This is a genomic window from Sulfitobacter sp. R18_1 (genome assembly GCF_017743915.1).
GTDB lineage: Bacteria > Pseudomonadota > Alphaproteobacteria > Rhodobacterales > Rhodobacteraceae > Sulfitobacter > Sulfitobacter faviae.
In genome coordinates this window covers 241,140-266,616 of sequence record NZ_JAGHRG010000005.1, presented here as the reverse complement: position 1 = coordinate 266,616, position 25,477 = coordinate 241,140, and the positions used below count along the sequence as shown (strand labels likewise).

The 25,477-nt window shown below is 61.3% G+C and carries 25 protein-coding genes; 10 read left to right on the top strand and 15 right to left on the bottom strand.

The window, feature by feature from the left end:
- Positions 1 to 95: 95 nt before the first annotated feature.
- Both rpsB and tsf read left to right on the top strand, forming a co-directional pair.
- On the top strand, positions 96 to 971 hold the full coding sequence (gene rpsB, locus J7392_RS12365; RefSeq protein ID WP_209217801.1) for a 30S ribosomal protein S2: 876 nt from the start codon (positions 96 to 98) through the stop codon (positions 969 to 971).
- A gap of 98 nt (positions 972 to 1,069) precedes the next feature.
- Positions 1,070 to 1,945 carry a translation elongation factor Ts gene (gene tsf / locus J7392_RS12360; RefSeq protein ID WP_067262078.1) on the top strand — a complete coding sequence of 292 codons (876 nt, stop codon included), beginning with the start codon at positions 1,070 to 1,072 and terminating at the stop codon, positions 1,943 to 1,945.
- A gap of 307 nt (positions 1,946 to 2,252) precedes the next feature.
- On the opposite strand, the gene J7392_RS12355 is transcribed toward tsf, so the two are convergent.
- From J7392_RS12355 to J7392_RS12300, 12 genes are all read right to left on the bottom strand, one after another.
- Positions 2,253 to 3,008: a LuxR family transcriptional regulator gene (locus tag J7392_RS12355; protein ID WP_209217800.1), complete on the bottom strand. Its 756-nt coding sequence runs from the start codon at positions 3,006 to 3,008 to the stop codon at positions 2,253 to 2,255.
- On the bottom strand, positions 3,008 to 3,445 hold the full coding sequence (aroQ, locus tag J7392_RS12350) for a type II 3-dehydroquinate dehydratase (protein WP_209217799.1): 438 nt from the start codon (positions 3,443 to 3,445) through the stop codon (positions 3,008 to 3,010). Before aroQ ends, J7392_RS12355 begins: the two co-directional genes overlap by 1 nt.
- 183 nt (positions 3,446 to 3,628) lie before the next feature.
- Entirely contained in the window at positions 3,629 to 4,318 is a 690-nt protein-coding gene (gene phoB, locus J7392_RS12345; protein WP_067266767.1) for a phosphate regulon transcriptional regulator PhoB, read from the bottom strand.
- A 4-nt stretch (positions 4,319 to 4,322) separates the two neighbouring features.
- Positions 4,323 to 5,030, bottom strand: coding sequence for a phosphate signaling complex protein PhoU (gene phoU, locus J7392_RS12340; protein ID WP_209217798.1), 708 nt, complete (start codon positions 5,028 to 5,030; stop codon positions 4,323 to 4,325).
- Positions 5,031 to 5,034: 4 nt separating this feature from the next.
- A complete protein-coding gene (gene pstB, locus J7392_RS12335) occupies positions 5,035 to 5,832 on the bottom strand; it encodes a phosphate ABC transporter ATP-binding protein PstB (protein ID WP_067266771.1) in 798 nt (265 codons plus the stop codon).
- Between the two features lie 15 nt (positions 5,833 to 5,847).
- The gene (gene pstA / locus J7392_RS12330; protein WP_209217797.1) at positions 5,848 to 7,203 is read right to left on the bottom strand and encodes a phosphate ABC transporter permease PstA; all 1,356 of its coding nucleotides are present in this window, start codon (positions 7,201 to 7,203) and stop codon (positions 5,848 to 5,850) included.
- Positions 7,200 to 8,669, bottom strand: coding sequence for a phosphate ABC transporter permease subunit PstC (gene pstC, locus J7392_RS12325; protein ID WP_209217858.1), 1,470 nt, complete (start codon positions 8,667 to 8,669; stop codon positions 7,200 to 7,202). The genes pstA and pstC overlap by 4 nt, the downstream gene beginning before the upstream one ends.
- A 97-nt stretch (positions 8,670 to 8,766) precedes the next feature.
- On the bottom strand, positions 8,767 to 9,807 hold the full coding sequence (locus J7392_RS12320; RefSeq protein ID WP_209217796.1) for a substrate-binding domain-containing protein: 1,041 nt from the start codon (positions 9,805 to 9,807) through the stop codon (positions 8,767 to 8,769).
- A 138-nt stretch (positions 9,808 to 9,945) separates the two neighbouring features.
- Positions 9,946 to 10,998 (bottom strand): ATP-binding protein, encoded by a 1,053-nt coding sequence (locus tag J7392_RS12315; RefSeq protein WP_209217857.1) that lies wholly within the window; start codon positions 10,996 to 10,998, stop codon positions 9,946 to 9,948.
- Position 10,999: 1 nt separating this feature from the next.
- Positions 11,000 to 11,521 (bottom strand): gamma carbonic anhydrase family protein, encoded by a 522-nt coding sequence (locus J7392_RS12310; protein ID WP_209217795.1) that lies wholly within the window; start codon positions 11,519 to 11,521, stop codon positions 11,000 to 11,002.
- Positions 11,518 to 12,165, bottom strand: a complete 648-nt coding sequence (gene gmk, locus J7392_RS12305) for a guanylate kinase (protein WP_120351079.1) — start codon at positions 12,163 to 12,165, stop codon at positions 11,518 to 11,520. Before gmk ends, J7392_RS12310 begins: the two co-directional genes overlap by 4 nt.
- Positions 12,166 to 12,168: 3 nt before the next feature.
- A complete protein-coding gene (locus tag J7392_RS12300; protein ID WP_209217794.1) occupies positions 12,169 to 13,059 on the bottom strand; it encodes a YicC/YloC family endoribonuclease in 891 nt (296 codons plus the stop codon).
- Positions 13,060 to 13,301: 242 nt separating this feature from the next.
- Here J7392_RS12300 and J7392_RS12295 point away from each other — a divergent pair, with 242 nt between their 5' ends.
- Positions 13,302 to 14,000, top strand: coding sequence for a PAS domain-containing protein (locus J7392_RS12295; RefSeq protein WP_209217793.1), 699 nt, complete (start codon positions 13,302 to 13,304; stop codon positions 13,998 to 14,000).
- A 90-nt stretch (positions 14,001 to 14,090) separates the two neighbouring features.
- Here J7392_RS12295 and J7392_RS12290 read toward each other — a convergent pair whose 3' ends face one another.
- Positions 14,091 to 15,461, bottom strand: coding sequence for a 3-deoxy-7-phosphoheptulonate synthase class II (locus J7392_RS12290; protein ID WP_209217792.1), 1,371 nt, complete (start codon positions 15,459 to 15,461; stop codon positions 14,091 to 14,093).
- A 191-nt stretch (positions 15,462 to 15,652) separates the two neighbouring features.
- On the opposite strand from J7392_RS12290, the gene J7392_RS12285 reads away from it, so the two are divergent.
- The gene (locus J7392_RS12285; RefSeq protein WP_209217791.1) at positions 15,653 to 16,657 is read left to right on the top strand and encodes a GlxA family transcriptional regulator; all 1,005 of its coding nucleotides are present in this window, start codon (positions 15,653 to 15,655) and stop codon (positions 16,655 to 16,657) included.
- A 3-nt stretch (positions 16,658 to 16,660) separates the two neighbouring features.
- Here the strand turns inward: J7392_RS12285 and J7392_RS12280 are convergent, their stop codons facing one another.
- Positions 16,661 to 17,758: a PQQ-dependent sugar dehydrogenase gene (locus J7392_RS12280; protein ID WP_209217790.1), complete on the bottom strand. Its 1,098-nt coding sequence runs from the start codon at positions 17,756 to 17,758 to the stop codon at positions 16,661 to 16,663.
- 186 nt (positions 17,759 to 17,944) lie between these two features.
- On the opposite strand from J7392_RS12280, the gene J7392_RS12275 reads away from it, so the two are divergent.
- The 6 genes from J7392_RS12275 (at position 17,945) to J7392_RS12250 (ending at position 23,441) form a co-directional block, all read left to right on the top strand.
- On the top strand, positions 17,945 to 19,129 hold the full coding sequence (locus tag J7392_RS12275) for an ABC transporter substrate-binding protein (protein ID WP_067266789.1): 1,185 nt from the start codon (positions 17,945 to 17,947) through the stop codon (positions 19,127 to 19,129).
- A gap of 147 nt (positions 19,130 to 19,276) precedes the next feature.
- Positions 19,277 to 19,438: a hypothetical protein gene (locus J7392_RS12270; RefSeq protein WP_209217789.1), complete on the top strand. Its 162-nt coding sequence runs from the start codon at positions 19,277 to 19,279 to the stop codon at positions 19,436 to 19,438.
- 88 nt (positions 19,439 to 19,526) lie between these two features.
- The gene (locus J7392_RS12265) at positions 19,527 to 20,309 is read left to right on the top strand and encodes an ABC transporter ATP-binding protein (RefSeq protein ID WP_067266791.1); all 783 of its coding nucleotides are present in this window, start codon (positions 19,527 to 19,529) and stop codon (positions 20,307 to 20,309) included.
- Complete coding sequence (locus J7392_RS12260) at positions 20,306 to 21,127, top strand: ABC transporter ATP-binding protein (protein ID WP_209217788.1); 822 nt, start codon at positions 20,306 to 20,308, stop codon at positions 21,125 to 21,127. Before J7392_RS12265 ends, J7392_RS12260 begins: the two co-directional genes overlap by 4 nt.
- Positions 21,128 to 21,129: 2 nt before the next feature.
- A complete protein-coding gene (locus J7392_RS12255) occupies positions 21,130 to 22,140 on the top strand; it encodes a branched-chain amino acid ABC transporter permease (protein WP_209217787.1) in 1,011 nt (336 codons plus the stop codon).
- The gene (locus J7392_RS12250) at positions 22,137 to 23,441 is read left to right on the top strand and encodes a branched-chain amino acid ABC transporter permease (RefSeq protein WP_209217786.1); all 1,305 of its coding nucleotides are present in this window, start codon (positions 22,137 to 22,139) and stop codon (positions 23,439 to 23,441) included. Before J7392_RS12255 ends, J7392_RS12250 begins: the two co-directional genes overlap by 4 nt.
- Before the next feature lie 74 nt (positions 23,442 to 23,515).
- Here the strand turns inward: J7392_RS12250 and J7392_RS12245 are convergent, their stop codons facing one another.
- Positions 23,516 to 25,054 (bottom strand): helicase HerA-like domain-containing protein, encoded by a 1,539-nt coding sequence (locus tag J7392_RS12245; protein WP_209217785.1) that lies wholly within the window; start codon positions 25,052 to 25,054, stop codon positions 23,516 to 23,518.
- Positions 25,055 to 25,477 lie beyond the last annotated feature (423 nt).

Here is a 25,477-nt window from a genome sequence, read left to right as displayed (position 1 = left end):
TTGGGCCTTTTGGGGAGAAATCCCAGATCGTCCGCCGGTTGGCAGCATGAGGCTGTCATACCCCCGATGAGGCTAAACCGGAAAGGTATAAAGACATGGCTCTTCCTGAGTTCTCCATGCGCCAACTGCTCGAAGCAGGCGTACACTTTGGTCACCAGACACAGCGCTGGAACCCCCGCATGGGCCCGTATATCTACGGCGCGCGCAACGGCATCCACATCATGGACCTCACACAGACCGTCCCCATGCTGGACGAAGCGCTGAAAGTGATCCGTGACACCGTCGCCAAGGGCGGCAGCGTTCTCTTCGTCGGCACCAAGCGTCAGGCCGCACAGCCGATCGCCGACGCCGCAGAGAAATGCGCACAGTATTACATGAACCACCGTTGGCTCGGCGGTACGCTGACCAACTGGCAGACCGTTTCGCAGTCGATCAACCGCCTGAAAAACATCGACGAACAGTCCGAGCGCGGCTTCGAAGGCCTGACCAAGAAAGAGCGTCTTGGCATGGAACGCGATCAAGCGAAGCTTGAAGCGTCGCTGGGTGGTATCCGCGAAATGGGCGGCCGTCCTGACCTGCTCTTCGTCATCGACGTGAAGAAAGAGTCGCTGGCCATCGCAGAAGCCAACAAGCTGGGCATCCCGGTTGTGGCCGTGGTTGACACCAACTGCTCGCCCGACGGTGTTGACTACATCATCCCCGGCAACGACGACGCGGCCCGCGCCATCGCGCTCTACTGCGATCTGGCATCGCGCGCTGCTCTCGAGGGCATGTCGGCTCAGCTGGGTGCGGCAGGCGTTGATCTGGGCGCCATGGAAGAAGCCCCCGAAGAAGAAGCCGTGAGCGAAGAAAGCACCGGCGTCGAAATCGGCAACGCGTCCGAAGAGACTTTGCATGACGATGCCATGGGCAAAGACGCGCCGCTGGACATCGAATCCAAGAAAGAGACCGTCGCCAAAGCCGAAGGCTAAGCGTCACGGACCTGAAACACGGGGCAGGGTAACCTGCCCCGATTTCCACCAGAGGCGGGCCTTGAGCCTGCACCCGATTTCCAAAGGAGAACCAAGAGATGGCAATCACAGCATCCATGGTCAAGGAACTGCGCGACAGCACCGGCGCAGGCATGATGGACGCCAAGAAGGCACTGACAGAAAACGACGGCGACATGGAAGCCGCTGTCGACTGGCTGCGCACCAAGGGTCTGGCCAAAGCGGCGAAGAAATCCGGCCGTACAGCTGCCGAAGGTCTCGTGGCTGTTAAGGTCGAAGGCGGTCACGGTGTCGCGGTTGAGGTGAACTCCGAAACCGACTTCGTCGGCAAGAACGCCGAATTCCAATCCATGGTCAGCAACATCGCCGATGCCGCGCTGAAAGTCGACGATGTCGAAGCGCTGAAAGCGGCTGAGATCGACGGCAAATCCGTTGAAACCACCCTTACAGACGCCATCGCCAAAATCGGCGAGAACATGTCTCTGCGCCGCATGCAGAGCATCGAAGGCGAGACTGTCGTCTCCTACGTCCACAACGCCGCCGCACCCGGCATGGGCAAAATCGGCGTTCTGGTCGCCATGACCGGTGGCAACGAGGAACTGGGCAAGCAGATCGCGATGCACATCGCTGCTGTGAACCCCGCGTCGCTCTCCGAAGCTGATCTGGACCCGGCCGTGGTCGAGAAAGAAAAGCAGGTTCAGATGGACATCGCCCGCGAAAGCGGCAAGCCCGAAGCCGTGATCGAGAAAATGATCACCGGCCGCATGCAGAAGTACATGTCCGAAGTGACACTGGTGAACCAGTCCTTCGTCGTGAACCCTGACCTGACTGTTGGCAAGGCCGCTGAAGAAGCGGGTGCGACCATCACCGGTTTCGTGCGTCTGGAAGTTGGCGAAGGCATCGAAGTCGTCAAAGAAGACTTCGCAGCGGAAGTGGCGAAAGCCGCAAAAGGCTAAGCCTTCTCGACATGATGAATATGGGCGGTGCATTCCGATGCGCCGCCCTTTTTCGTGGGCAATCACCGATGGCGACGCCGACACAAACGACAGCTCGAAGCATCAGGGCGAGTTCTGGATGGGGCAGGGGAAGGGTCCGGTCAGCCAGGCGAAAAATAAACCTGACTGAGACCGGCGAGCCAAAAAGCGCCTTGGTATTACAAGGATTTAAGGCCCGTCGTACCGCGGGTGCGAACACCCGCGATACTGGCGGACCATGGCCATCTACTACCTGAGGTGCCAGTAAGGTATTCCATACCCTAATATATTACGGATCCATCACGAACATCTGGTTGGCAAAGGCCGCTTTCAGCACCGCCTGGGCCGTCGTTTCGACCGACAAAGCCTCCCGCGCGAGGCGCAGGTGTTTTTCGACCGTAGGCGCCGTCAGGCCCATCAGCAGGGCGATATCCTGCGTGGTCTTGCCATCTCCGACCCATTGCAACACCTCCAGTTGACGCCGCGTGAGGCTGCGGTTGGGGCTGCTATAGGGCAGGGAGAGTATTTTCAGATGCGCGATTTCATTCATCAGCTGAATGTCCGCGCCATGCGTGGCCCAAATCGCATCCACCTCATCCTGAGACAGGCCACGGCGCGCCGTTAGCGCAATCGCCCCCTTGGAACGTGCTGAGATCGAGCGGAAGCTGATCGTATAGCCCGCCGTCACATCCATGCTGGTGTTGAAGTCGATCACCCGTTTTTCGGTCTCCGACAGGCCATCGCGCTGCGTGATCTCCGCCAAGGTGCCCCAGCTACAAGCGCCTTCGTTGTTGAGTGCCCAACGCAGCATCGGCGCGTTGAAGTAGAGCCCGCTGTGTAGATAGCCGTTGAGGTATTCCGCGCTTTGATTACTCAAAATCACGAAATCCGCCGGGTCGCCCAAAGAGGTCGGTGTACGGTAGCGCGTAAAGCCGTAGACCAGCCGGTCGAACCCATAGTCAGCCATCTGTCGCGTATGGGCGTCCCAGAGCTCTTCGATTGTCGGGCTATGCGCGATCTGATGCAGATAGTCGCGCAAAATCATTAGCTCACGATATGACGTTGAATGGCTTGGATGGCCAGAACATAGCCATGAACGCCAAAGCCGCAGATCTGTCCAAGGGCCACATGCGCGATATAGGATGTGTGGCGGAAACTCTCACGCGCGTGGATATTGCTCAGATGCACTTCGACCACAGGCAGTTCGACAGAGGCGATGGCGTCCATCAGCGCGATGGAGGTATGGGTATAGGCGCCGGCATTCAGAATGATACCAGCATGTTGGCCGCGGGCCGCATGGATCAGATCGATCAGACTGCCTTCGTGGTTCGACTGCGCAAACTCCATCTCCAGACCCAGCCGTGCGGTTTCCTCGGCACAGAGCGCCTCAACATCCGCCAAGGTGGTCTTGCCATAGACCTCAGGCTGCCGCGTGCCCAAAAGGTTCAGGTTCGGGCCGTTCAAGATAAGTACAGACGCCATAATCACTCACATTAAATCACCTAGATAGTGTTAACGGAGCAAAACTGGCGCTGTCCAGCGTCAGGTGGCATTGCGGTGCTACTGTGGCGAGAAAATCGCAACAACAGGGCTGGCATGATGATATGTGAAACTGATAATCAGTATTATGTAAATAAAAGGCGTCCTGAGAGGAGATGAGACAGTTTAACCCAAGGCGTAACCCGCGCCGCGAACGGTTCGGATCGGGTCTCCGCCACCTTCGCGCGTCAATGCTTTGCGCAGTCGTGCGATATGAACGTCCACCGTGCGCGTATCGACATAGATGTCGCGGCCCCAGACGTGGTCGAGCAGTTGATCGCGGCTGAACACGCGCCCGGGTTTCTCCAGCAGCGTCGTCAGCAGCCGATACTCCGTCGGCCCCAGTTTCAGCTCGTTGCCCGCGCGGCTCACGCGGTGACGCTCTGGGTCGAGCTGGATATCGTCAAAGCTCAGCAGCGCGCCTGCGGCTGCGGGACGTGTGCGGCGCAACTGCGTGCGCACACGGGCCATGAGTTCGCGCAGGTTGTACGGCTTGATCACATAGTCATCCGCGCCGGTTTCCAGCCCCCGCACGGTATCCACTTCCTCAGAGCGCGCGGAAAGCATGATGACCGGAATGTGCCGCGTCGCCTCGCGGGATTTAAGCTGGCGGCAAACTTCAATGCCGCTCATCAAGGGCATCATCCAATCGAGGATCACCAAATCCGGCGCGGCCTCTGAGACCAGAAGCATGGCTTCTTCGCCGTCTTCGGCCCGGCGTACCTCAAAGCCTTCGGCTTCGAGGTTATAGGCCAGTACCTCACGTTGCGCGGGTTCGTCTTCCACCAGCAGAACCTGGGGTCGTGTGACGTCCATCGTCTCAGTCCTTCGTGGTGATCGAAGTGCGGTCGGCTTTGGGCCGGTCGTCCTCGGGCGTCTCACCGGTCACCAGATAGACAACCTGTTCGGCGATGGCTGTCACATGGTCACCCATACGTTCGACGTTTTTGGCGATGAAATGCAGATGCATACAGGCGGTGATGCTGCGCGGGTCTTCCATCATGAAAGTGAGGAATTCGCGGAAGAGCGCATTATACATCTGGTCGACATCTTCGTCGCGGGTAATCACATCGCGCGCAAGATCCGCGTCGCGCTGAATATAGGCGTCGAGCGCGTCTTTCAGCATCGCCTCAACCGCGCCAGCCATGCGGCGGATCGCGCCGGTGCTGTCGCTGACAGGCTCCATCTGGTTCAAGACGCTGGTGCGCTTGGCCATGTTTTTTGCATAGTCGCCAATACGTTCGAGGTTGGCGCTAATCTTGATGACGCTCAGCGTCAGACGCAGGTCGATCGCCGTGGGCGCGCGCAGCGCAATGACACGGGCGGCGCTTTCGTTGATCTGCTCTTCCAGCCCGTCGATGGCCTTGTCCCCTGCCCGCACCTCATTGGCGAGCTCTTCGTCGCGGGTTTCCAGCGATTGCGCGCCGCGGCGAATGGCGTCTTCGACCAGCCCGCCCATTTTGAGGATCTGCGCCTGAACGGCTTCCAGATCGCGGTCGAATGCTGATGCAATGTGTTGATCTGACATGATATTATCCAATACGGCCGGTGATGTAGCTTTCGGTGCGCGGATCTTGGGGCCGCGTGAAGATGTCGTCGGTGTCGCCAAATTCCACGAGGTTGCCGAGGTGGAAAAAGGCGGTTTTCTGGCTCACCCGCGCGGCCTGTTGCATGGAGTGCGTGACGATCACGACGGAGTAGTTCTGCCGCAATTCGTCAATCAATTCCTCGACTTGCGCGGTGGCAATGGGGTCAAGGGCCGAGCATGGTTCGTCCATCAAGAGCACTTCGGGCTCTGTTGCCACGGCGCGGGCGATGCACAGACGCTGCTGTTGGCCGCCCGAGAGGCCGGTGCCCGGTGCGTGCAGACGGTCCTTCACCTCGTTCCAGATCGCGCCCCGGCGCAGGGCCTGTTCGACGATATCGTCAAGGTCGGCCTTATTGCGGGCCAGCCCGTGGATGCGAGGGCCGTAGGCCACGTTGTCGTAGATCGACTTTGGGAAGGGGTTCGGCTTTTGAAACACCATACCCACTTTGGCGCGCAACTGCACCGGGTCGACCCGTTTGTCATAGATGTCTTCGCCATCGATGCGGATGTCGCCGGTCACGCGGGCCACATCAATTGTGTCGTTCATCCTGTTGATACAACGCAGAAAAGTCGATTTGCCGCAGCCCGATGGGCCGATAAAGGCGGTCACGGTCTTGTCGTTGATGTCGATGTCCACGTCGCGAATGGCGTGGCTGTCACCGTAGTAGACCTGCACGTTGCGGGCCGCGATCTTGACGGGTTGGGTTGTCACGTCACTCTCCGAATATCTGTTGTCTTTCATGGTCCCGTCCTTGGTTTACCAGCGTCGCTCAAAGCGGCGGCGCAGCAGCACGGCAATGGCATTCATCGAGATCAGGAACACCAGCAAGATGATGATACCGCCCCAAGCGCGTTCATAGAAGGCCGGGTCGGCGCGTTTGGCCCATTCGTAAATCTGGGCCGGCATGGCGGAGTTCGGGGACATCAGCCCTTCGGCGATGCTTTCCGGTGGGTTGGAGGCGATGAAGCCGACCATGCCGATCAGCAGCAAAGGTGCCGTTTCGCCAAGGGCTTGCGCCAGCCCGATGATGGTGCCGGTCAGGATGCCTGGCGCGGCGAGGGGCAGCACATGGTGGAACACCGATTGCATTTTCGAGGCCCCTACCCCAAGCGCCGCGTCGCGGATCGAGGGCGGCACCGATTTCAGCGAGGCGCGGGTCGAGATGATGATCGTCGGCAGGGTCATCAGCGTCAGCACCAGACCGCCCACCAGCGGGGCCGAGTTCGGCAGGTGCATGTAGTTGATAAAGACCGCAAGGCCAAGGATACCAAAGACGATCGAGGGCACCGCGGCGAGGTTCGAGATGTTCACTTCGATGATGTCGGTGATCCAGTTCTTCGGCGCGAATTCTTCGAGGTAGATCGACGCGGCGACCCCGATGGGCAGCGCCAGCACCAGCACCACCAGCATCATCGCGAAAGAGCCGATCATTGACACGCCCATGCCCGCCGCTTCGGGCCTCGCGTCAGAGGCGTCGGCGCCTGTGATGAAGTCGAGGTTGAACCGCTTTTCGATGCTGCCGTCGGCGATCAACGCATCGGCCAGATCAAGCTGCTCGGCGCTGATGTTCTTGTCATTGGCGATGCTTTCGCGGGTCACGCGCCCCTTGAGGTAGCCATCGACACGGCTGTTGGTCAGGAACTCGAACTCGGCATTCGTGCCGATCAGCTCGGGGTTGGCCAAGACGTAGTTGCGCAATTGGGCGGCGGCGTCTTTCGACAGGATATCTGCCATCGCCTTGGGCTTGAGATCGGTCTCAACCTCGCCCGCTTCGACCTTGCTTTCAAAGGCAGATTTCAGCAGCGGTGAATATCCGAAGGTCGAGACCTTCTTGATATCTTCCAAATCGCGGTTGCCATTTTTGTCGAGCTTGTCTTCCAGCAGCGGCACGGAAAGCGTCACATAGGTCTGCTGGAACGCGCCGGTCCCGCGGGAGATGATGGTGAAGAGCAGCGTCAGCAGCATCAAGAGGCCGATCACGATGGCAATGATGCCATAGAGCTTGAAACGGCCCTCTGAAGCGTTGCGGCGTTTGGTGCGCCCGTCTTGGACCAGCAGAGAGGCTCCGCGCGGGTCTGCGATGGGGGCTGCGGGGTTGGGGATATCGCTCATTCGTACTGCTCCCGGTATTTGCGCACGATGTAGAGGGCCAGCACGTTCAGGCCCAAGGTCAGGACGAAGAGGGTCAGGCCAAGGGCGAAGGCGACCAGCGTCTCGGGGCTGGCGAAATCGCTGTCCCCGGTCAACTGGCTGACGATGCGGGTGGTGATGGTGGTCATGGCTTCCAGCGGATTGGCCGAGATGCGGGCGATGGCCCCTGCCCCCAGCACCACGATCATGGTCTCACCGATGGCGCGGCTCGCGGCCAGCAGCACGGCGCCCACGATGCCCGGCAGCGCCGCAGGCAGCACCACTTGGCGGATCGTCTCGGACTGGGTCGCGCCCAGCCCAAAGGAGCCGTCGCGCAGCGATTGGGGCACCGCGTTGATGATGTCGTCCGACAGGGAAGAGACGAAGGGGATCAACATGATGCCCATGACCAGCCCCGCGGTCAGAACCGAGGTCGCCCCCGACATCCAATCGACGCCCAAAAGCCCCTCTTCCCCGCGTCCGAAGACTTGGACGAGGAACGGCCCCACCGTCAGCAGCGCGAAAAGGCCGTAGACGATTGTGGGGATGCCTGCGAGGATTTCGAGCAGCGGCTTGGCCGTGGCGCGTACCTTTGGGCCTGCATATTCGCTAAGATAGATCGCGGCGAAAAGCCCGATGGGCACGGCCACCATGAGCGCGATGAGCGAGATATATAGCGTCCCCCAAAGCAGCGGCAGGATCGAAAGGTCACTGTCGCCGCGGAAGTTCGGCGCCCAGGAAGAACCGAAGAAGAAGTCGGTCCAGGGGTGCAGGTTGAAGAAATTAATCGTCTCGAAAAGCATCGACAACACAATGCCCACGGTGGTCAGGATCGCGAGCGACGCCGCGAGGATCAGCAGCGCTTTCACGCCCCCCTCGACCCGGTTGCGGGCGCGGAAGGTGGCATCGGTTTCGCGGTAGACCATGGCCAGCCCGGCCAAGGCGATCAGCGCCACGATGATGTTGCGCCAGAAATTGCCCGTCGCCGTCATCTCGCGGTAAGCCTGCGCAGCTTGCAGCACCTCGGGGCTGATCTCGGCGCCCAAGGCAACGCCCTGTTCGCCCAGCCATGCGCGCAGATCATCGGCAGCGGAAAGATCGGTCGCATCGGCGGCGCTGAGCACGCCGGCGGAGACGGCCGCGTCCAGCCCATCGGCCAGACGACGCACATCGCTCATGATCAGATTGACGGAGGAGCCTTCGGGCACAGCCTCGGCGGGGATCATATCGACCACCGAAGATTGCACCAGCATCGGCTGAACCAGCAGCCAGATGCCCAAAACCAAAAGCGCGGGCACCGCCACGCTCATCACCGCATTATAGCCGTAGTAGCTTGGCAGCGAATGCAGCTTGCGGCTGTCGCCTTGGGCAGAGGCCAAAGCCCGACGCCGTGCAAGGAAATACCCGCCCAGTGCTAGTGCCGCGATCAGGATGACCAGCGGCAGCACCGCGCCTGTTGTCAGTATTTGTCCCACATGTCCCCCGGTGGATCAAAAAGCGAAAAACCGGGGGCAGTCACCCGCCCCCGGCGATAAGGGTAAAGGCTTAGGAGCCGCTGCCCATCACGGTCTCATCGGCAACCACGGACTGGGTGTCGGCCAGTTCAGGGTCGGAGACCAGACCGTATTCGGCCAGCGGGCCGTCGGGGCCGGCAACTTCGTCGGCGACGAAGAATTCAGCGTATTCCTTCAGGCCGGGGATCACGCCGATATGGGCTTTCTTGACGTAGAAGAACAGCGGGCGCGACACGGGGTAGTCGCCCGAGGCGATGCTCTCGGTGGTCGGCTCGACGCCGCCCATGGTCGCAACCTGCAGCTTGTCGGTGTTGTTCTCGTAGAAGGCCAGACCGAAGACGCCGATGCCGTCTTGGTTGCTCTCAATGCGCGCCAGCGTCTCGGTGTAGTCGCCGTCGATGTCCACGGATTTACCGTCGGTGCGCAGGCTGATGCACTCTTTCTCGGCGGCTTTCTTGTCGCCATCCGCGGCTTCAAGGAAGGCTTCGAAATCACCGGTTTCTTCGCAGCCTGCGAGGATCACCTTGTCTTCAAACACTTCGCGCGTGCCGTGTTTGGTGCCGGGGATGAAGGCTTGGATCGGCTGGGCGGGGAAGTCGGGGTTGACCTGATCCCATGTGGTATAGGGGTTCTCGGTCACTTCGCCGTCGGCGACAACTTTGGCGGAGAGGGCTTTGTACCAATCGACCGGCGTGAACTCGAAGGTCTCGCCATTGATGTCGGAGGCGAAGACGATGCCGTCATAGCCGATGCGCACTTCGATGATGTCGGTCACGCCGTTCTCGGCACAGGCCGCCACTTCGGCGTCTTTGATCTGGCGCGAGGCGTTGGCCACGTCGATGGTGTTCTCGCCCACGCCTTCGCAGAAACGCTTGAGGCCAGCCGAGGAGCCGCCCGATTCCACGACCGGTGTCGGGAAGTCAAAGTTTTCGCCAAAGGCTTCGGCGACGATGGAGGCATAGGGCAGCACGGTCGAGGAACCGGCAACCTGTACTTGGTCACGCGCGGCAGCAGCGGTTGCGGATACGGCGGCAATCGCCAGGGCGGAAGTGGTGAGTTTTGCGAGTGACATGATATCTCCTGTCAGATGCGAATTGGTGACCACCCCATGGTGATCTGCGCCCCGTCTATGAAGGCGGTGCTGTGCTTTTGTGACAGCAACGTTACAGTTTCATGACAGTCGGCCTGAATCACCAAATTTCTGCAAAAATCAGTCAGAACCCGGTTTCATCGGCAGAATCACGCGGAATTCGGCCCCTTCGCCGGGGGTGCTGGTGATCTTGAGCCGCCCGCGGTGGCGATTCATGATGTGTTTGACGATGGCCAGACCCAACCCTGTCCCCCCAAGCGCGCGGCTGCGGTGACTGTCGACGCGGTAAAACCGTTCGGTCAGGCGTGGTAGGTGAATCGCATCAATGCCGGGGCCATGGTCGCGCACGCTGACATAGACCGCCGGGCCGCGCATCGCCGGGTCATGGGCCGTGCTTTTAACCGAGATCTCGACCCTGTTGTCGCGCCCGCCGTATTTAATCGCGTTCTCGACAAGATTGGTAAAGACCTGCACCAATTGGTCCGCATCCCCCAGCACAAGCGCCGGGGCATCGCCCAATGTCGGCGCCAATGTCACGTTGCTATCCACCGCCAGCGGGGCGAGGTTGCGCAGGGTGCCGCGCAGCACATCGCGCAGATCGATCGGCACCTCCGGGCGCACGCGCTCTTCGGCCTCGACCCGGCTGAGGGACAGCAACTCTCCCACCAATCGGTTCATCCGCTCCGCTTCCTGCGCCATGATTCCCAAGAATCGCTCACGCGCCGCCGTGTCATCACGCGCCGGGCCTTGCAGCGTTTCGATAAATCCGATGAGCGCGGTGAGCGGGGTGCGCAACTCATGGCTCACATTGGCCACGAAATCGCGGCGCATCTGGCCTGCCTGCGCCATCTCCGTCACATCGTTGAAACTGAGCAGGACAATCCCGTGGTCCCCCACCGGGCGCAGGCTGACGTCATAGGTGGTGCCATGTTCGCCGCCGGTGCTGGTAAAGCGCGCTTGGCACGGCCCCGCGCCCGCGAGACAGCGCTCGACCGCTTCGACCAGCCCCGGCTGGCGCAGCGCGGTGACGAAATGGCGGCCCAGCAGCCCCTTGCCCAGCAGATCCTCGGCGGGCGCGTTCAGAACGGTAATCCGCTCTTCGGCGTTGATGGCCACGCTTGGCAGCGGCAGCGCCGCCACCACATCGGCCAATGTAACGGCGGTGCTGCCCATGTCAGAGCGGTTCAAGATCGCGGCGGAAGCGCGCGGCGTTCTCGGCATAGTGTTTGGCGCTCGCGGTCAACTGTTGGATCGCCTGCGCGTCAAGCTCACGCACTACTTTCCCTGGCACGCCCATGACGAGCGACCCATCGGGGATCACCTTGTTTTCGGTGATCAGCGCCCCTGCCCCGATCAGGCAGTTCTTGCCGATCTTGGCACCATTCAGCACCGTGGCCCCCATGCCGATCAGAGAGTTGTCGCCGATGGTGCAACCATGCAGCATGACCTTATGGCCGATGGTGCAATCTTCGCCCACGGACAGCGGATAGCCCATATCAGTGTGAAAGACGCAATTCTCTTGCACGTTGCTGCCGCGGCCCACGGTGATCATCTCATTGTCGCCGCGCAGGGTGCTGCCAAACCAGACAGAGGCTTCAGGGCCGAGCGTCACCTTGCCGATGACATTGGCGTCAGGGGCGACCCATGCATCGGGGGAGACTTCGGGGCGGGCATCGGCGAGGGCGTAGAGGGTCATTTCAATTCCTCGAATTCGGATTGCAGACGGCGAACGTGATCCTTGATGGCGGGCTGTTGGCTCAGCCGCAGGCGCGCGGCGGTGATGATGGATTTCAGCCGCGCCTCGGTCTGGTCGAGATCGTCGTTCACCAGCACGAAGTCGTAGCCGTCCCAATGGCTGATCTCATCCCAGCTTTTGCCCATGCGTTTGGCAATCGTTTCGGCATCGTCCTGCCCGCGGCTTTCCAAACGGCGTTTCAGCTCGGTGATCGAGGGCGGCAGCAGGAAGATCGACAGCGTGTGGGTGTTTAGATCCGAGTTGCGGATCTGCTGTGCGCCCTGCCAGTCGATGTCAAAGAGGATGTCCTGCCCCTGATCAATTGCTGCCTGCACGGGCGCCTTGGGCGAGCCGTAGAAGTTGCCGAAAACATGCGCGTGCTCCAGCATCTCGCCTTCGGCCACGGCCTGACGGAAGTGCTCCTCGCCGACAAAGCGGTAATCGGTGCCGTCCTCCTCGCCCGGACGGGGGGCGCGGGTGGTGGCGGAAACCGAGAAGTTGATCGTCGGATCCCATGCGCGCAGGGCGCGGGCCATGGTCGATTTGCCCGCCCCGGAGGGGGAACTGAGGATGATCAGAAGGCCGCGTCGGCTTGGGTTTGTCACGTCTTACTCCACATTTTGCACTTGTTCGCGCATTTGGTCGATCACCGCCTTCAGGGCCAGACCGACAGTCGTCAATTCGGTGCTCTGCGCCTTGGAGCAGAGCGTGTTGGCTTCGCGGTTGAACTCCTGCATCAGGAAATCCAGCTTACGCCCCACCGGCCCGCCCTGCCCGATCAGCGCGCGCGCGGCGGCGACATGGGCGGCAAGGCGGTCGATCTCTTCGGTGACATCGGCCTTGACCGCGATCAAGGCCAGCTCCTGCGCCACCCGGTCCGCATCCGCGCCCTCACTGTTGTCGAGCACGCGCGCAAGGTTGCGGCGCAACTGGGCAGCGGTTTCTTCCTTACGGACCTCGGCCAAAGCGGCGGCTTCGGCGGCGAGGTTATCGATCTCGGTCAACTGCTCTTGCATCACACCGGCCAGCGCCGCGCCTTCCTGCGCGCGCATCTCGTTGAAATCACGCAGCAGGGTCGGCACTTCCGACAGCAAAGCGTCGCGCAGCGCGTCGATGTCTTGTGCCTGCTCGGCCTGTTCCAGCACGCCGCGCATGGTGAGAATGTCGCTTGCCCGCGAGGGCGCGAGCGACACACCGGCACCCATCGCGCGGGCCTCAATCTCATGCAGGGCGGTCAGCAGCGTGTCGACATGCGCCTCGTTGATCTGCAAGCTGCCGTCACTCTCAGCCGAGGAGATGCGCAGGTTGCAGGTGAGATTGCCCCGCGCCACCTCCGCCGAAATCTGTTTGCGTAGAGCGGCCTCAAGCCCCTCGACCCAATCGGGCAGGCGCAGCCGCAGGTCGAGCCCTTTGCCATTGACCGCGCGCAGCTCCCAAGACCAGCTCCAACCCTCCAAAGCACCGGAGGCAGAGGCGAAACCTGTCATGGACCTGATCATCGGCGCGTTCCTTGCAAGGGCGGTCATGTCCTGCCTTACGGCGAAACCCCCGCGAGGGGCAAGCCCCCGGCCCCTCGGCCCGGCGGATCCCTTGGCTCACGCGTTAACCACTTCAGCGAAAGCATGACGAATTCCTTAACCGCCTGCGGTATTAATGATTTGGTAATCATTTCGGCCGCATTGTGCCGCTGTCGTTTCAAAAACGGCTGCTGTATTGGCCAAGTCCTTATGGGTGAGTTTCAATGGGCAATACAGGCCACACCGCGCAGAATGTTGTCGCCATGTCAGATCATCGGACGCATGTTGGCTATGGCCCGCTCGCGCAGGTCGAAGCCTATTGGGAGGCCCTGCGCGGCAACAGATTGATGCCGCGGCGGTCGGATATCGACCCGCGCGGGATTGAGCAGGCATTGGAATATGCCTTTATCCTCGAACGTGTCGCGGTGGGTGTCGGACGGTTGCGGATTGCGGGCGGCCATCTGCGTGACCTCATGGGGATGGAGGTGCGCGGCATGCCGATCACCGCCTTTTTCGGGACGCAATCGCGCGCCCGTGTCAGCGAAGCGCTGGAAGAAGTGTTTCAGATGCCCGGCCAGATCACGCTGCACTTGGGCGCGGCGGCGAGCTATGGGCGGCCTGCCTTGACGGGGCGGATGCTGCTCTTGCCGCTGAAAAGCGATCTGGACGATGTCAGTCGGGTGCTGGGCTGTCTCGTCGTGCTGGGGGAGATCGGCCAAACCCCGCGGCGCTTCGATCTGGCGCAGGCCACACGGCATAGCGCCTTTGGCGGGGTGGCCAAACCTGTGTGCCATGCCGATCCCTTGCAGCAGCCGCTTTTGCCACGCGAAACCGGATTCGCAGAGCCGAAAGCAAGCTTCACCGCCGCCCCATCGGGTGAGATTCCGCCCTATCTGCGTCTGGTGAAGTCAGAGCAGGAATAGCCCGTCCGCCGCCCTCGGAACGCGAAAACGCCGCCCCGCAGCAAGCGGGACGGCGTTTCTTCCGTCACAATCAAGTGCAGGCCGGGGCTGTTACCCTGCCGCCCGCGCAGTTTGAGCCACGCGGCGGTTCGACAGTTCCTCCGCCACGAGGAAGGCCAGTTCCAGCGACTGGCTGGCGTTGAGCCGCGGGTCGCAGGCCGTGTGGTAACGGTCCGACAGGTCTTCGTCGCTGACCGCCCGCACACCGCCGGTGCATTCGGTCACGTCTTGGCCGGTCATCTCGAAATGCACACCGCCGGGGACGGAACCTTCGGCGTTATGCACGGCAAAGAACTCATGCACTTCGCGCAGCACGGAATCGAAGGGCCGGGTCTTGTAGCCCGTGGAGGATTTGATCGTGTTGCCGTGCATCGCGTCGCAGGTCCAGACGACATTGGCGCCCTCTTCCTGAACAGTCTTGATCAGACGCGGCAAGTGATCGCCCACCTGCCCCGCACCAAAGCGCGAGATCAGGGTGAGACGGCCCTCTTCATTCTCGGGGTTCAGCTTGGCCATCAACTGTTTGAGGTCATCGCTGGTCATCGAGGGACCACACTTCAGGCCAATCGGGTTTTGCACGCCGCTGGCAAACTCCACATGCGCCCCGTCGGGTTGCCGCGTGCGGTCACCGATCCAGATCATGTGACCCGAGCCTGCGAGCCACTTGCCGGTTTGGCTGTCACGGCGGCAAAGCGCCTCTTCATACTCCAGCAGCAGCGCTTCGTGGCTGGTGTAGAATTCCACCGATTGCAGCGTATGCGCGGTTTCGGCGGTCACCCCAGCGGCGGCCATGAAATCAAGCGTGTCGGAGATGCGGTTGGCGATCTCACGGTACTTCTCGGCCTTTTCGTCATCGGTGAAGCCCAGCGTCCAGCCGTGCACCTGATGCACGTCGGCATAGCCCCCGGTCGAGAAGGCGCGCAAGAGGTTCAGCGTGGCGGCGGCCTGCGTATAGGCGCGCAGCATCTTTTGCGGGTCGGGGATACGCGCCGCTTCGTTGAAGGCCAGATCGTTGATGATATCGCCGCGGTAGCTGGGCAGTTCCACGCCATCCACCACTTCGGTCGGGGCCGAGCGCGGCTTGGCGAATTGACCGGCCATGCGGCCCAGTTTGATCACCGGCACCTTGGCCCCATGGGTCAGCACGATGGCCATCTGCAACATCACCTTGAAGGTGTCGCGAATGGCGTCCGAGCTGAATTGCTCAAAGCTCTCCGCACAGTCGCCGCCCTGCAAAAGGAAGGCTTCGCCACGGCCCGCGGCGGCCAGATGTTTCTTCAACCGGCGTGCTTCGCCCGCAAAAACGAGGACCGGATAGCGTGCCAGCTGTGCCTCAACCGCTTGCAATGCGGCTTGGTCAGGGTAATCGGGCATCTGGACGCGCGGTTTGCTGCGCCAGCTCGAGGTGCTCCAGTCTGTCATCTTTCTACTCCGCTCCACAGCGCCGAGTGTCGGCGCTTCGTGATCTTTCTCTATACAAAGGCGCGGGGAAAGTGACCAGAACCGAAATGCGCCCTATTGACGTGGCGTGAGGCCCGTGGGCAATGTTTCCGGCAAGTTCTGGCGGCCATGGCACATGTCGGCAGAGACGACCTGAATAGAAAGACGCCGTGATGTCCCAACCGCGCCCGGCCACCCGCATGCCCCCCCAGACCGACAAGCCGCGGCGCTTCGTCTTTGTGTTGTTGGAGAATTTCACCCTTCTGAGCTTTGCCTCGGCGGTGGAATGTCTGCGGATCACCAACCGCATGCTCGAACGCGAGGTCTATGAATGGCAGGTCGTGGGCGAAAGCGGTGACACCTGTGTAAGCTCCTCCGGCGCGGTTTTCGCACTGGACGGCGGGCTTGAGGAGTTGGGCCGCGACGATACCATCATAATCTGTGGCGGCATCGGCGTGCAGGCCGCGACCACCAAGAAGCTGCTGGCATGGCTGCGTCGTGAGGCGCGTAAGGGGCTGGTTGTTGGCGGGCTTTGTACCGCGGCGCATACGCTGGCCAAGGCGGGGCTGCTCGACGGCAAACGCGCCACCATCCATTGGGAGAATCAGGACAGTTTCGGCGAGGAATTCGAAGAGGTCATTCTGACGAAATCGGTCTTCGTGGTCGACGGCAACCGGCTGACCACGGCGGGCGGCACGTCTTCTTTGGACATGATGCTGAAACTCATCGCCGATGATCATGGCGAGGAGACGGCCAATGCCGTGGCGGATCAGCTCATTTATTCCTCGATCCGCACCGACCAAGACACGCAGCGCCTGTCGGTGCCCACGCGAATCGGCGTGCGCCATCCGAAGCTTTCTCAAGTAATTCAGCAGATGGAGCGCAATATCGAAGAGCCGATCAGCCCTTCCATCCTCGCCCGTGACGTGGGCATGTCGACCCGCCAGCTAGAGCGGCTGTTTCGCCGCTACCTGAACCGCAGCCCAAAACGCTACTATATGGAATTGCGGCTGCAAAAGGCGCGCAACCTGTTGATGCAGACGGATATGAGCGTGATCAACGTGGCACTGGCCTGCGGCTTTGCCTCGCCCTCGCATTTCTCGAAATGCTACCGGGCGCATTACCAGACCACGCCTTATCGTGAACGCGGCAGCCAATCCTCCCGGCAGCCCGCTTAAGGGTCAGGGCGTGATGCGATAGACGGTGCCGTTGACCTCTGAGATGAACCAGATCCCGCCCTCCGGCCCTTCGACGACATCGCGCACGCGGGCGGTCTCGTCGGTCTTGATTTGCGCCACCTCTTCCAGCGGCGTGCCGCTTAGCCGGGCGATATAGTCGAACTTGAGCGAGCCGACGAAGATGTCACCTTCCCATTCAGGGAAAAGCCCGCCGGAGTAGACCATCAGCCCCGCAGGCGCGATGGACGGGTCCCAGTAGAATTCGGGCTGCGCCATCCCCTCCTTCGCCGTGCCCTCGCCGATCTTCGCGCCCGAATAGTGCTCACCGTAGGAAATCACGGGCCAGCCGTAATTCGTGCCCTTGGTGATGCGGTTCACCTCGTCGCCGCCCTTGGCTCCGTGCTCCGACACCCAAAGCCGCCCGTCCAGAGCCAGCCCCGCGCCTTGCGGGTTGCGGTGGCCATAGGACCAAATCTCGGGCAGCACATCGGGCATATCGACAAAGGGATTGTCGTCGGGCACCGAACCGTCGCGGTTCACGCGGATGATGCTGCCGTTATGGGTGCTGCGGTCTTGGGCGGCGGGGCGATCGCCCCGTTCGCCAATGGTCACCAGCAGCGTGCCATCCGGCGCCTCGACCACGCGCGAGCCGAAGTGCTGGCCGCCGCTGCTGCCCGGTTTCATCGCGAAAAGCTCGGTCAGGTTTTCCAGACTGCGGGTATCCTCGGACAAGCGCGCGCTGGCCAAAGCGGTCCCCGCGCCGCCGCCCTCTTGGGGTTTGGCATAGGTCAGGAACAGCAGGCGGCTCTGCGCGAAATCCCCGGCCAAGGTGATGTCCAACAGACCGCCCTGCCCGATCACGGCCACCTCCGGCAGGCCCGAGACCTCATGCCGTGTGTCGTCATTTTGGTAGATCAAACGCCCGGCCTTCTCTGTCACCAACAGACCGCCACCGGGCAAGGGGGCAACGCCCCAAGGGGCTTCGAGATCCTCGGCCATGGGGGTGATCGTGAGACCGCTCTGCGCTGTGGCGGCACCCGCGGCGCAGAGGCTGCCGAGGCTGATGAAGGCGGCGGTGGCGAGGTGTTTTGCGCGGGTCATGGGAAGGCTCCTTTGGGCATGAGGGCTTGTATCAAGACATAGCCAGCGCACCGCCCATTTCCACCATCGTTCCCGGTCCACGCGAAAACCCGCCCGCGAGAAACACTTTATAAATCGCCTTTTCTTTTTCGAAACCACGACCTAACGTTCGATCAGAACGAGAGTTCAACTAAGGGAGAGTACCAAATGAAAAAAATACTGATGGCCACAACGGCCGTTGCTCTGCTCGCCACTGGCGCGCATGCGGAAGACACTAAAATCGGCATTCTGCTGGGCTTCACCGGCCCGCTGGAATCGCTGGCCAATGACATGGCCGCCGGTGCCGAACTGGCGATTTCCGAGGTTAACGAGAGCGGCATGTTCCTTGACGGGGCCACCGTTTCGTCTGAGCGTGGCGACACCGGCTGTATCGACGCGGGCCTTGCCGTGGCATCGGCTGAGCGTCTGATCACCTCTGACCGCGTGAGCGGCATCGTGGGCGGCATGTGCTCGGGTGAAACGACCGCCTCGCTGCAGAACGTCGCCATTCCGAACGGCATCGTGATGATCTCGCCCTCCGCGACATCCCCGGCCCTGTCGACAGTCGAAGACAACGGCCTGTTCTTCCGCACATCGCCGTCGGACGCGCGTCAGGGTCAGGTCATGGCCGACATCCTGAACGACCGTGGCATCAAGGAAGTCGCCGTCACCTATACCAACAACGACTATGGTAAAGGTTTGGCCGACAGCTTTGAGACCGCCTATAAGGAATCCGGCGGCACCGTGACCATCAACACCTCGCATGAAGACGGCAAAGCGGACTACTCCGCCGAGGTCGGCGCGCTGGCCTCTGCCGGTGGTGAGGTTCTGGTCGTGGCAGGCTATGTCGACCAAGGTGGCGCGGGCATCGTGAACGGTGCGCTGGACGCCGGTGCATTCGACGTCTTCATGTTCCCCGACGGCATGGTCTCTGACACGCTGGAAGAGAAATTCGCCGAGATCGCGGATGGCTCCTTTGGTCAGAACCCCAGTGCGGCTGGCGAAGGCCCGGACAACTACAAGAAGATGGGCAAGGAAGCCGGCTTCGAGCCGACCAACGCCTTCTCGCCTGAATCCTATGACGCGGCGGCGCTGATGCTGCTGGCGATGCAGGCCGCAGGCTCCAACGATCCGGCGGAGTACAAGGAAAAGGTAATGGAAGTCGCCAATGCACCGGGTGAGAAAATCCTGCCGGGTGAACTGGGCAAGGCGCTTCAGATCATCAAAGACGGCGGCGACGTGGACTATGTCGGTGCCTCGGCGGTCGAGCTGATCGGACCGGGCGAGAGCGCGGGCAACTACCGCGAGATCGAGATGAAGGACGGCAAGATGGTCACGGTCGGCTACCGCTGATCCGCGCTACCATCTAACCGCTAAGAGAGGCCCGGTCGCAGTGCGATCGGGCCTTTTGCTTAGGAAATCGGCTTTTCTTCCGGGGATGCAGCCAGTACAAATCCCCTATTGAGGACGTGGAAAACACGTCCCGTCTGGGAGGACAGGATGAAAAAGCAACGTATGGCCGTCTCGGTCAGGGCTTTGGGCATGTATTTAGCTGAACGCGATTTCGGCAATGCGGCGCAATCTGCCTCTGACAAGGCAGCGCGGGGCTTTCTTCAGATCAGGACCGCAGCGGTCCCTTCCAAGAATCTCAGCACATTGTAAACAGGTATGGCGGCGCGCATCTGCCTGCGCGGCCCATATGACGACCAATAAAAACCAGCCACAAGGTGGCGGACACGGGGATGGACATATGATCGTCGTAGACGACGTACACAAACACTTCGGCGGGTTTCACGCCGTCGACGGGGCAAGCCTGTCGATAGAGAAAGGATCGATCACCGGTTTGATCGGCCCAAATGGCGCGGGGAAAACCACGCTGTTCAACGTAATTGCTGGCGTGCTTCAGCCCACTTCGGGCCGCGTCACCATGGATGGGGAGGACATCACCGGCCTGCCCCCGCATGAGCTTTTCCACAAGGGGCTGCTGCGCACCTTCCAGATCGCGCATGAGTTTTCTTCGATGTCCTGCCGCGAGAACCTGATGATGGTCCCCGGCAACCAGTCGGGCGAGACGCTGTGGAACACATGGTTCGGCACCAAACGCATCGCCAATGAGGAACGCGCGCTCAAGGCCAAGGCCGATGAGGTGCTGGAGTTCCTGACTATCGAACATCTGGCCGAACAGAAGGCGGGCCAGATCTCGGGCGGGCAGAAGAAGCTGTTGGAGCTTGGCCGCACCATGATGGTCGACGCCAAGATCGTTTTTCTGGACGAGGTCGGTGCGGGCGTGAACCGGACGCTGCTGAATACCATCGGCGACGCGATCATCCGGCTTAACCAAGAGCGCAATTACACTTTCGTTGTGATCGAGCATGACATGGATTTCATCGGCCGCCTTTGCGACCCGGTGATCTGCATGGCCGAGGGCCACGTGCTGGCCGAAGGCACGTTGGATGAGATCAAGGCGAACGAACAGGTGATCGAGGCCTATCTCGGCACCGGGCTGAAGAACAAGGACAAGGTAGGCGCATGAGCAATGATCCCTACGGCGACCGCGGCAACAAAGATTGGTCGGTCGGCAACGCGAAGGGCCAAGGCAGCATCATGCCCAAGGCCAGCGGCAAAACCCACCCCGCCCCCGGCGGCCCCTTCCTGATTGGTGACGGCATGACGGCGGGCTATGGCAACGGCCCCGACATCCTGCATGACTGCACCATCGCGGTCGACCGCGGCGAGATCGCGGTGATCGTCGGCCCCAACGGGGCGGGCAAATCCACCGGCATGAAGGCGGTCTTCGGCATGCTCGACATGCGCAAAGGCCATGTGCGGCTGGATGGTGAAGACATCACCGAACTCAGCCCGCAGGACCGTGTGGCCAAGGGCATGGGCTTCGTGCCCCAAACCTCGAACATCTTCACCTCCATGTCGGTCGAAGAGAACCTTGAGATGGGCGCTTTCATCCGCCGCGATGACTTTCGCGATACGATGACGCAGGTCTATGACCTTTTCCCGATCCTCAAGGAAAAGCGCCATCAGGCGGCGGGTGAACTGTCGGGCGGGCAACGCCAGCAGGTCGCCGTGGGCCGCGCGCTGATGACCCAGCCCAAGGTGCTGATGCTGGATGAGCCGACAGCGGGTGTCTCGCCCATCGTGATGGACGAACTCTTTGACCGGATCATCGAGGTGGCCCGCACCGGCATCCCGATCCTGATGGTCGAACAAAACGCCCGTCAAGCGCTTGAGATCGCGGACAAAGGCTATGTGCTTGTGCAGGGGGCGAACGCCTTTACCGGCACCGGCAAAGAGCTTTTGGCCGATCCTGAAGTCCGCAAATCGTTTCTGGGGGGCTGAACATGGATCTGCTCAACGCTTTCATTGCACTTTCGAACTATGTGCTCATTCCGGGCATCGCCTATGGCTCGCAGCTGGCGCTCGGCGCGCTTGGCGTGACACTGGTCTACGGCATCCTGCGGTTTTCGAACTTTGCCCATGGCGACACGATGGCCATGGGGACCATGGCGACGATCCTGATGACATGGCTGTTCCAGTCCATGGGTCTGAGCCTCGGCGTGCTGCCGACGGCGCTTCTGGCCCTGCCCTTCGGCATCGCCTTTACCATGCTGCTGGTGCTCGGCACCGACAAGGTGGTCTACAAGTTCTACCGTGAACAAAAGGCCAAGCCGGTGATCCTCGTGATCGTCTCGCTCGGCGTGACCTTCATCTACAACGGCATCACCCGCTTCATCATCGGCGCGGATGATCAAAACTTCCTCGACGGCCAGCGTTTCATCATGTCGGCGCGGGATTTCAAAGAGATGACTGGCCTGCGCGAAGGTCTGGCCTTTAAGACCACCCAAGGCATCACCATCGTCACCGCAATCATCGTTGTGGCCGTGCTGTTCTGGTTCCTCAACAAGACCCGCGCGGGCAAATCCATGCGGGCCTATTCCGACAACGAGGATCTGGCGCTTTTGTCGGGCATCAACCCTGAGCGGGTGGTGATGATCACATGGATGATCGTGGCCGCCTTGGCGACGATTGCGGGCACACTCTACGGCCTTGATAAGTCGTTCAAACCCTTCACCTATTTTCAGCTTCTGCTGCCGATCTTTGCGGCGGCCATCGTCGGCGGGCTTGGCTCTCCGGTGGGGGCGATCGCGGGCGGCTTCGTGATCGCATTCAGCGAAGTCACGATCACCTATGCGTGGAAGAAGGTGCTGGGCTATGTGATGCCCGAAGGGCTGCAGCCTGACGGCTTGGTGCAGCTTATGAGCACGGATTACAAATTTGCGGTCAGCTTCGTCATTCTTCTGATCGTTCTGCTGATCAAGCCCACCGGCCTGTTCAAGGGGAAATCGGTATGACCCAGACTGTGAAAAACACGATCCTTTTCGGGATCATCGCCCTGATGATCATCTACACCGGCTTCGCCCAAAGCTGGAACTCTGCCCTGCTTATCATCGCCATGGGTCTGATCTCTTCGATCATGGCGCTTGGGGTGAACCTGCAATGGGGTTTTGCGGGGCTGTTCAACGTGGGCGTGATGGGGTTTGTGGCGCTTGGCGGTCTGGCGGCTGTGCTGGTCTCCATGCCCCCGACCGAGGGCGCTTGGTCCACCGGTGGTTTCGCCATTCTGGGGGCGCTGGCGCTTGGGGCGGCCACCGTGGTGGCGGCGGTCATGCTGATGAAACGGATGGCCCCGGGCACGCTGCGCACGCTTTCGGTGATCGCGGTCTTGGTCATCGGTTTCTTCATCTTCCGTGCCCTGCTCGACCCCGCCGTTCAGGCGGTCGAGGCGATCAACCCCGCGCAGACCGGCTATCTCGGGGGTCTTGGCCTGCCGGTGCTGATCTCTTGGCCCGTGGGCGGCCTCTTTGCCGCTGGCGCGGCGTGGCTGATCGGCAAGACAGCCCTTGGCCTGCGGTCGGATTACCTAGCGATTGCGACGCTGGGGATTGCCGAGATCATCATCGCGGTCCTGAAGAACGAAGACTGGATGAGCCGCGGCGTGAAGAACGTTATCGGCCTGCCCCGCCCCGTGCCTTACGAGATCGACCTGCAAAACAACCCCGCCTTCGTGGAGCGTGCGGCGGGCCTTGGCTTTGATCCCGTGGACGCCTCGACGCTCTGGGTCAAACTGCTTTATATCGCGCTTTTTGCCGCCGTTCTGATCGTCCTGTTGTGGATGAGCCAGCGTGCGCTGCACTCCCCTTGGGGCCGGATGCTGCGTGCGATCCGTGACAACGAGGTCGCGGCAGAGGCCATGGGCAAAGACGTGACCGCGCGGCATTTGCAGGTCTTCATCCTTGGCTCCGCGATCTGCGGCATCGCGGGGGCGATGATGACCACGATGGACAGCCAATTGACGCCGGGCACCTATCAGCCGCTGCGCTTTACCTTCCTTATCTGGGTGATGGTGATCGTTGGCGGGTCGGGCAACAATTTCGGCGCGATCCTCGGCGGCTTCCTGATCTGGTTCCTCTGGGTGCAGGTCGAGCCGATGGGCCTGTGGCTGATGAACCTGATCACGGCGGGCATGTCCGAAGGATCGGCCCTGAAGGCCCATCTGATCGAGAGCGCGGCGCATATGCGGCTTTTGACCATGGGCATCGTGCTGCTTCTGGTCCTGCGTTTCAGCCCGCGTGGGTTGATCCCCGAGCGGTAAATGGGGCTGAGATTCACGATATAAAAAGGGGCGCGGTCGCAATACCGCGCCCCTTTTTCATTTCTCAGGCCGCTTTAGCGCCCCTTGAACAATCCGCCCAAGATACCGCGCACGATCCGGCGCCCGGTGGTGCCTTTTAGCTCTTTGATCACTGCGCTTGCGATGGCATCCCCGAAACCGTCTGTCGCCTTGCGGCTTGACCGGCTGCCGCCGCTGCGCGCCCCGCCGTAGCGGCGGGCCTTCTGGAACTCACGCGCGGCTGCGTCCTCGGCCTCAGCCGCGGCTTCGATTTTTTCCGCCTCTTTGGCCGCCGCCTCCGCGCGGGCCTTCAGCATTTCATAGGCCGACTCGCGGTCCTGCACGGTCTCGTATTTCCCTGCCAAATCGGAGTCCGCCAGCACCGCCGCACGCTCCGCCACGGTGATCGGGCCGAGCCGCGAAGACGGGGGTCGGATCAAGGTACGCTCCACCACGCCCGGCACGCCCTTGCGTTGCAGCATGGAGGTCACGGCCTCGCCAACGCCGACCTCGCGGATCGCCTCTTCGGTGTCGAAGCGCGGGTTCTCGCGGTAGGTCTCGGCGGCTTGGCGCAGTTCCTTGCGGTCCCGCGCGGTAAAGGCGCGTAGCGCGTGTTGGATACGGTTGCCAAGCTGGCCAAGGATATCGTCGGGCACATCGGCGGGGTTCTGGGTGACGAAATAAACCCCGACGCCTTTGGAGCGGATGAGCCGCGCCACCTGTTCCACCTTATCGACCAGCGCCTTGGGCGCATCGTCAAACAGCAGATGTGCCTCGTCGAAAAAGAACACGAGCTTGGGTTTGTCGGGGTCGCCGACCTCGGGCAGTTCCTCAAACAGTTCGGACATGAGCCACAAGAGGAAGGTGGCATAGAGTTTGGGCGAGGCCATGAGCTTGTCAGCGGCGAGGATGTTGATCCGCCCGCGCCCGTCGGCATCGCAGCGCATAAGGTCCGAGAGTGCCAGCGCCGGTTCGCCAAACAACTGCGCGCCGCCTTGGTTCTCAAGCACCAGCAGCCGCCGTTGAATGGTGCCGACGGAGGCAGTCGAGACATTGCCATAGCGCAGCGCCAAGTCCTTTGCATTCTCGCCGACCCAGACCAGCAGGGATTGCAGGTCTTTCAGGTCCAAAAGCGGCATCCCTTCCTCATCGGCCACGCGGAAGGCGATGTTCAGAATGCCCTCCTGCGCCTCCGACAGGCTGAGCAACTGCGCGATGAGCAGCGGCCCCATCTCGGAAACCGTGGTGCGGATAGGGTGGCCCTGCTCACCAAAGAGATCCCAAAAGGTCACCGGGAAGGATTGATAGCGATAGTCGTCAAAGCCGATCTTGGCCACGCGTTCGGTGAAAGCGCCGTGCAGTTTGGCGGCCTCGCTCCCCGCGACGGCAAGGCCGGACAGATCGCCCTTCACATCCGACAGGAACACCGGCACCCCGGCATTGGCAAAGCCTTCGGCGAGGATTTGCAGCGTCACCGTTTTGCCCGTGCCCGTCGCCCCTGCGATCAGCCCGTGACGGTTGGCATAGCCAAGATCGAGGAATTGCTTTGTCGCATGGTCGGGACCGCCGCCGCCGATAAAGATGTCACTGCTCACGCTGGGGCCTTTCTGTCAATTTTAGCCATTCGTCCGTTCCACTAGAGCATACAAACTTAACCTTTGCGCGCCATAGTGAAGGCATCCCGCTCGCATGTCCTTTCATCGGGTGGGTGTACTTCCTCCCTGTTAGACTTGGCCGCGCCTTCGGGTGCGGCCCTTTTTCTGACCGGGGCCGTGCTAAAACCCTGACAGATTGTCGCATTTTTCCTGTTGACCGGCATCACGCGCTTGCCTAACGTGGCATTAATAAGTCGGCCCAGTCCGACGGGGAGAAAGTACACGGAAAGGGGGCGCGCTGCGTCCCCTTTTGCATTTCTGCTCTGTAAGCCTCTGACATCGTGAGGAAACCATCCTCGTCGGGGTCGGCATGAAATTGCCCGAACCTTGATCGAAATGCGGCCCTGGCCACTGACAATCCCG

What these genes read in the sequence shown, in the direction of transcription:
- J7392_RS12310 (WP_209217795.1), bottom strand. Translation starts at nt 11,521, where the DNA reads ATGACCCTCTACGCCCTCGCCGATGCCCGCCCCGAAGTCTCCCCCGAT.
- J7392_RS12255 (WP_209217787.1), top strand. Translation starts at nt 21,130, where the DNA reads ATGGATCTGCTCAACGCTTTCATTGCACTTTCGAACTATGTGCTCATT.
- J7392_RS12280 (WP_209217790.1), bottom strand. Translation starts at nt 17,758, where the DNA reads ATGACCCGCGCAAAACACCTCGCCACCGCCGCCTTCATCAGCCTCGGC.
- J7392_RS12355 (WP_209217800.1), bottom strand. Translation starts at nt 3,008, where the DNA reads ATGATTTTGCGCGACTATCTGCATCAGATCGCGCATAGCCCGACAATC.
- rpsB (WP_209217801.1), top strand. Translation starts at nt 96, where the DNA reads ATGGCTCTTCCTGAGTTCTCCATGCGCCAACTGCTCGAAGCAGGCGTA.
- J7392_RS12315 (WP_209217857.1), bottom strand. Translation starts at nt 10,998, where the DNA reads ATGGGCAGCACCGCCGTTACATTGGCCGATGTGGTGGCGGCGCTGCCG.
- pstA (WP_209217797.1), bottom strand. Translation starts at nt 7,203, where the DNA reads ATGAGCGATATCCCCAACCCCGCAGCCCCCATCGCAGACCCGCGCGGA.
- tsf (WP_067262078.1), top strand. Translation starts at nt 1,070, where the DNA reads ATGGCAATCACAGCATCCATGGTCAAGGAACTGCGCGACAGCACCGGC.
- aroQ (WP_209217799.1), bottom strand. Translation starts at nt 3,445, where the DNA reads ATGGCGTCTGTACTTATCTTGAACGGCCCGAACCTGAACCTTTTGGGC.
- J7392_RS12295 (WP_209217793.1), top strand. Translation starts at nt 13,302, where the DNA reads ATGGGCAATACAGGCCACACCGCGCAGAATGTTGTCGCCATGTCAGAT.
- J7392_RS12265 (WP_067266791.1), top strand. Translation starts at nt 19,527, where the DNA reads ATGATCGTCGTAGACGACGTACACAAACACTTCGGCGGGTTTCACGCC.
- pstB (WP_067266771.1), bottom strand. Translation starts at nt 5,832, where the DNA reads ATGAAAGACAACAGATATTCGGAGAGTGACGTGACAACCCAACCCGTC.
- J7392_RS12260 (WP_209217788.1), top strand. Translation starts at nt 20,306, where the DNA reads ATGAGCAATGATCCCTACGGCGACCGCGGCAACAAAGATTGGTCGGTC.
- J7392_RS12290 (WP_209217792.1), bottom strand. Translation starts at nt 15,461, where the DNA reads ATGACAGACTGGAGCACCTCGAGCTGGCGCAGCAAACCGCGCGTCCAG.
- J7392_RS12285 (WP_209217791.1), top strand. Translation starts at nt 15,653, where the DNA reads ATGTCCCAACCGCGCCCGGCCACCCGCATGCCCCCCCAGACCGACAAG.
- phoB (WP_067266767.1), bottom strand. Translation starts at nt 4,318, where the DNA reads ATGGACGTCACACGACCCCAGGTTCTGCTGGTGGAAGACGAACCCGCG.
- J7392_RS12250 (WP_209217786.1), top strand. Translation starts at nt 22,137, where the DNA reads ATGACCCAGACTGTGAAAAACACGATCCTTTTCGGGATCATCGCCCTG.
- J7392_RS12275 (WP_067266789.1), top strand. Translation starts at nt 17,945, where the DNA reads ATGAAAAAAATACTGATGGCCACAACGGCCGTTGCTCTGCTCGCCACT.
- J7392_RS12300 (WP_209217794.1), bottom strand. Translation starts at nt 13,059, where the DNA reads ATGATCAGGTCCATGACAGGTTTCGCCTCTGCCTCCGGTGCTTTGGAG.
- J7392_RS12320 (WP_209217796.1), bottom strand. Translation starts at nt 9,807, where the DNA reads ATGTCACTCGCAAAACTCACCACTTCCGCCCTGGCGATTGCCGCCGTA.
- J7392_RS12270 (WP_209217789.1), top strand. Translation starts at nt 19,277, where the DNA reads ATGAAAAAGCAACGTATGGCCGTCTCGGTCAGGGCTTTGGGCATGTAT.
- phoU (WP_209217798.1), bottom strand. Translation starts at nt 5,030, where the DNA reads ATGTCAGATCAACACATTGCATCAGCATTCGACCGCGATCTGGAAGCC.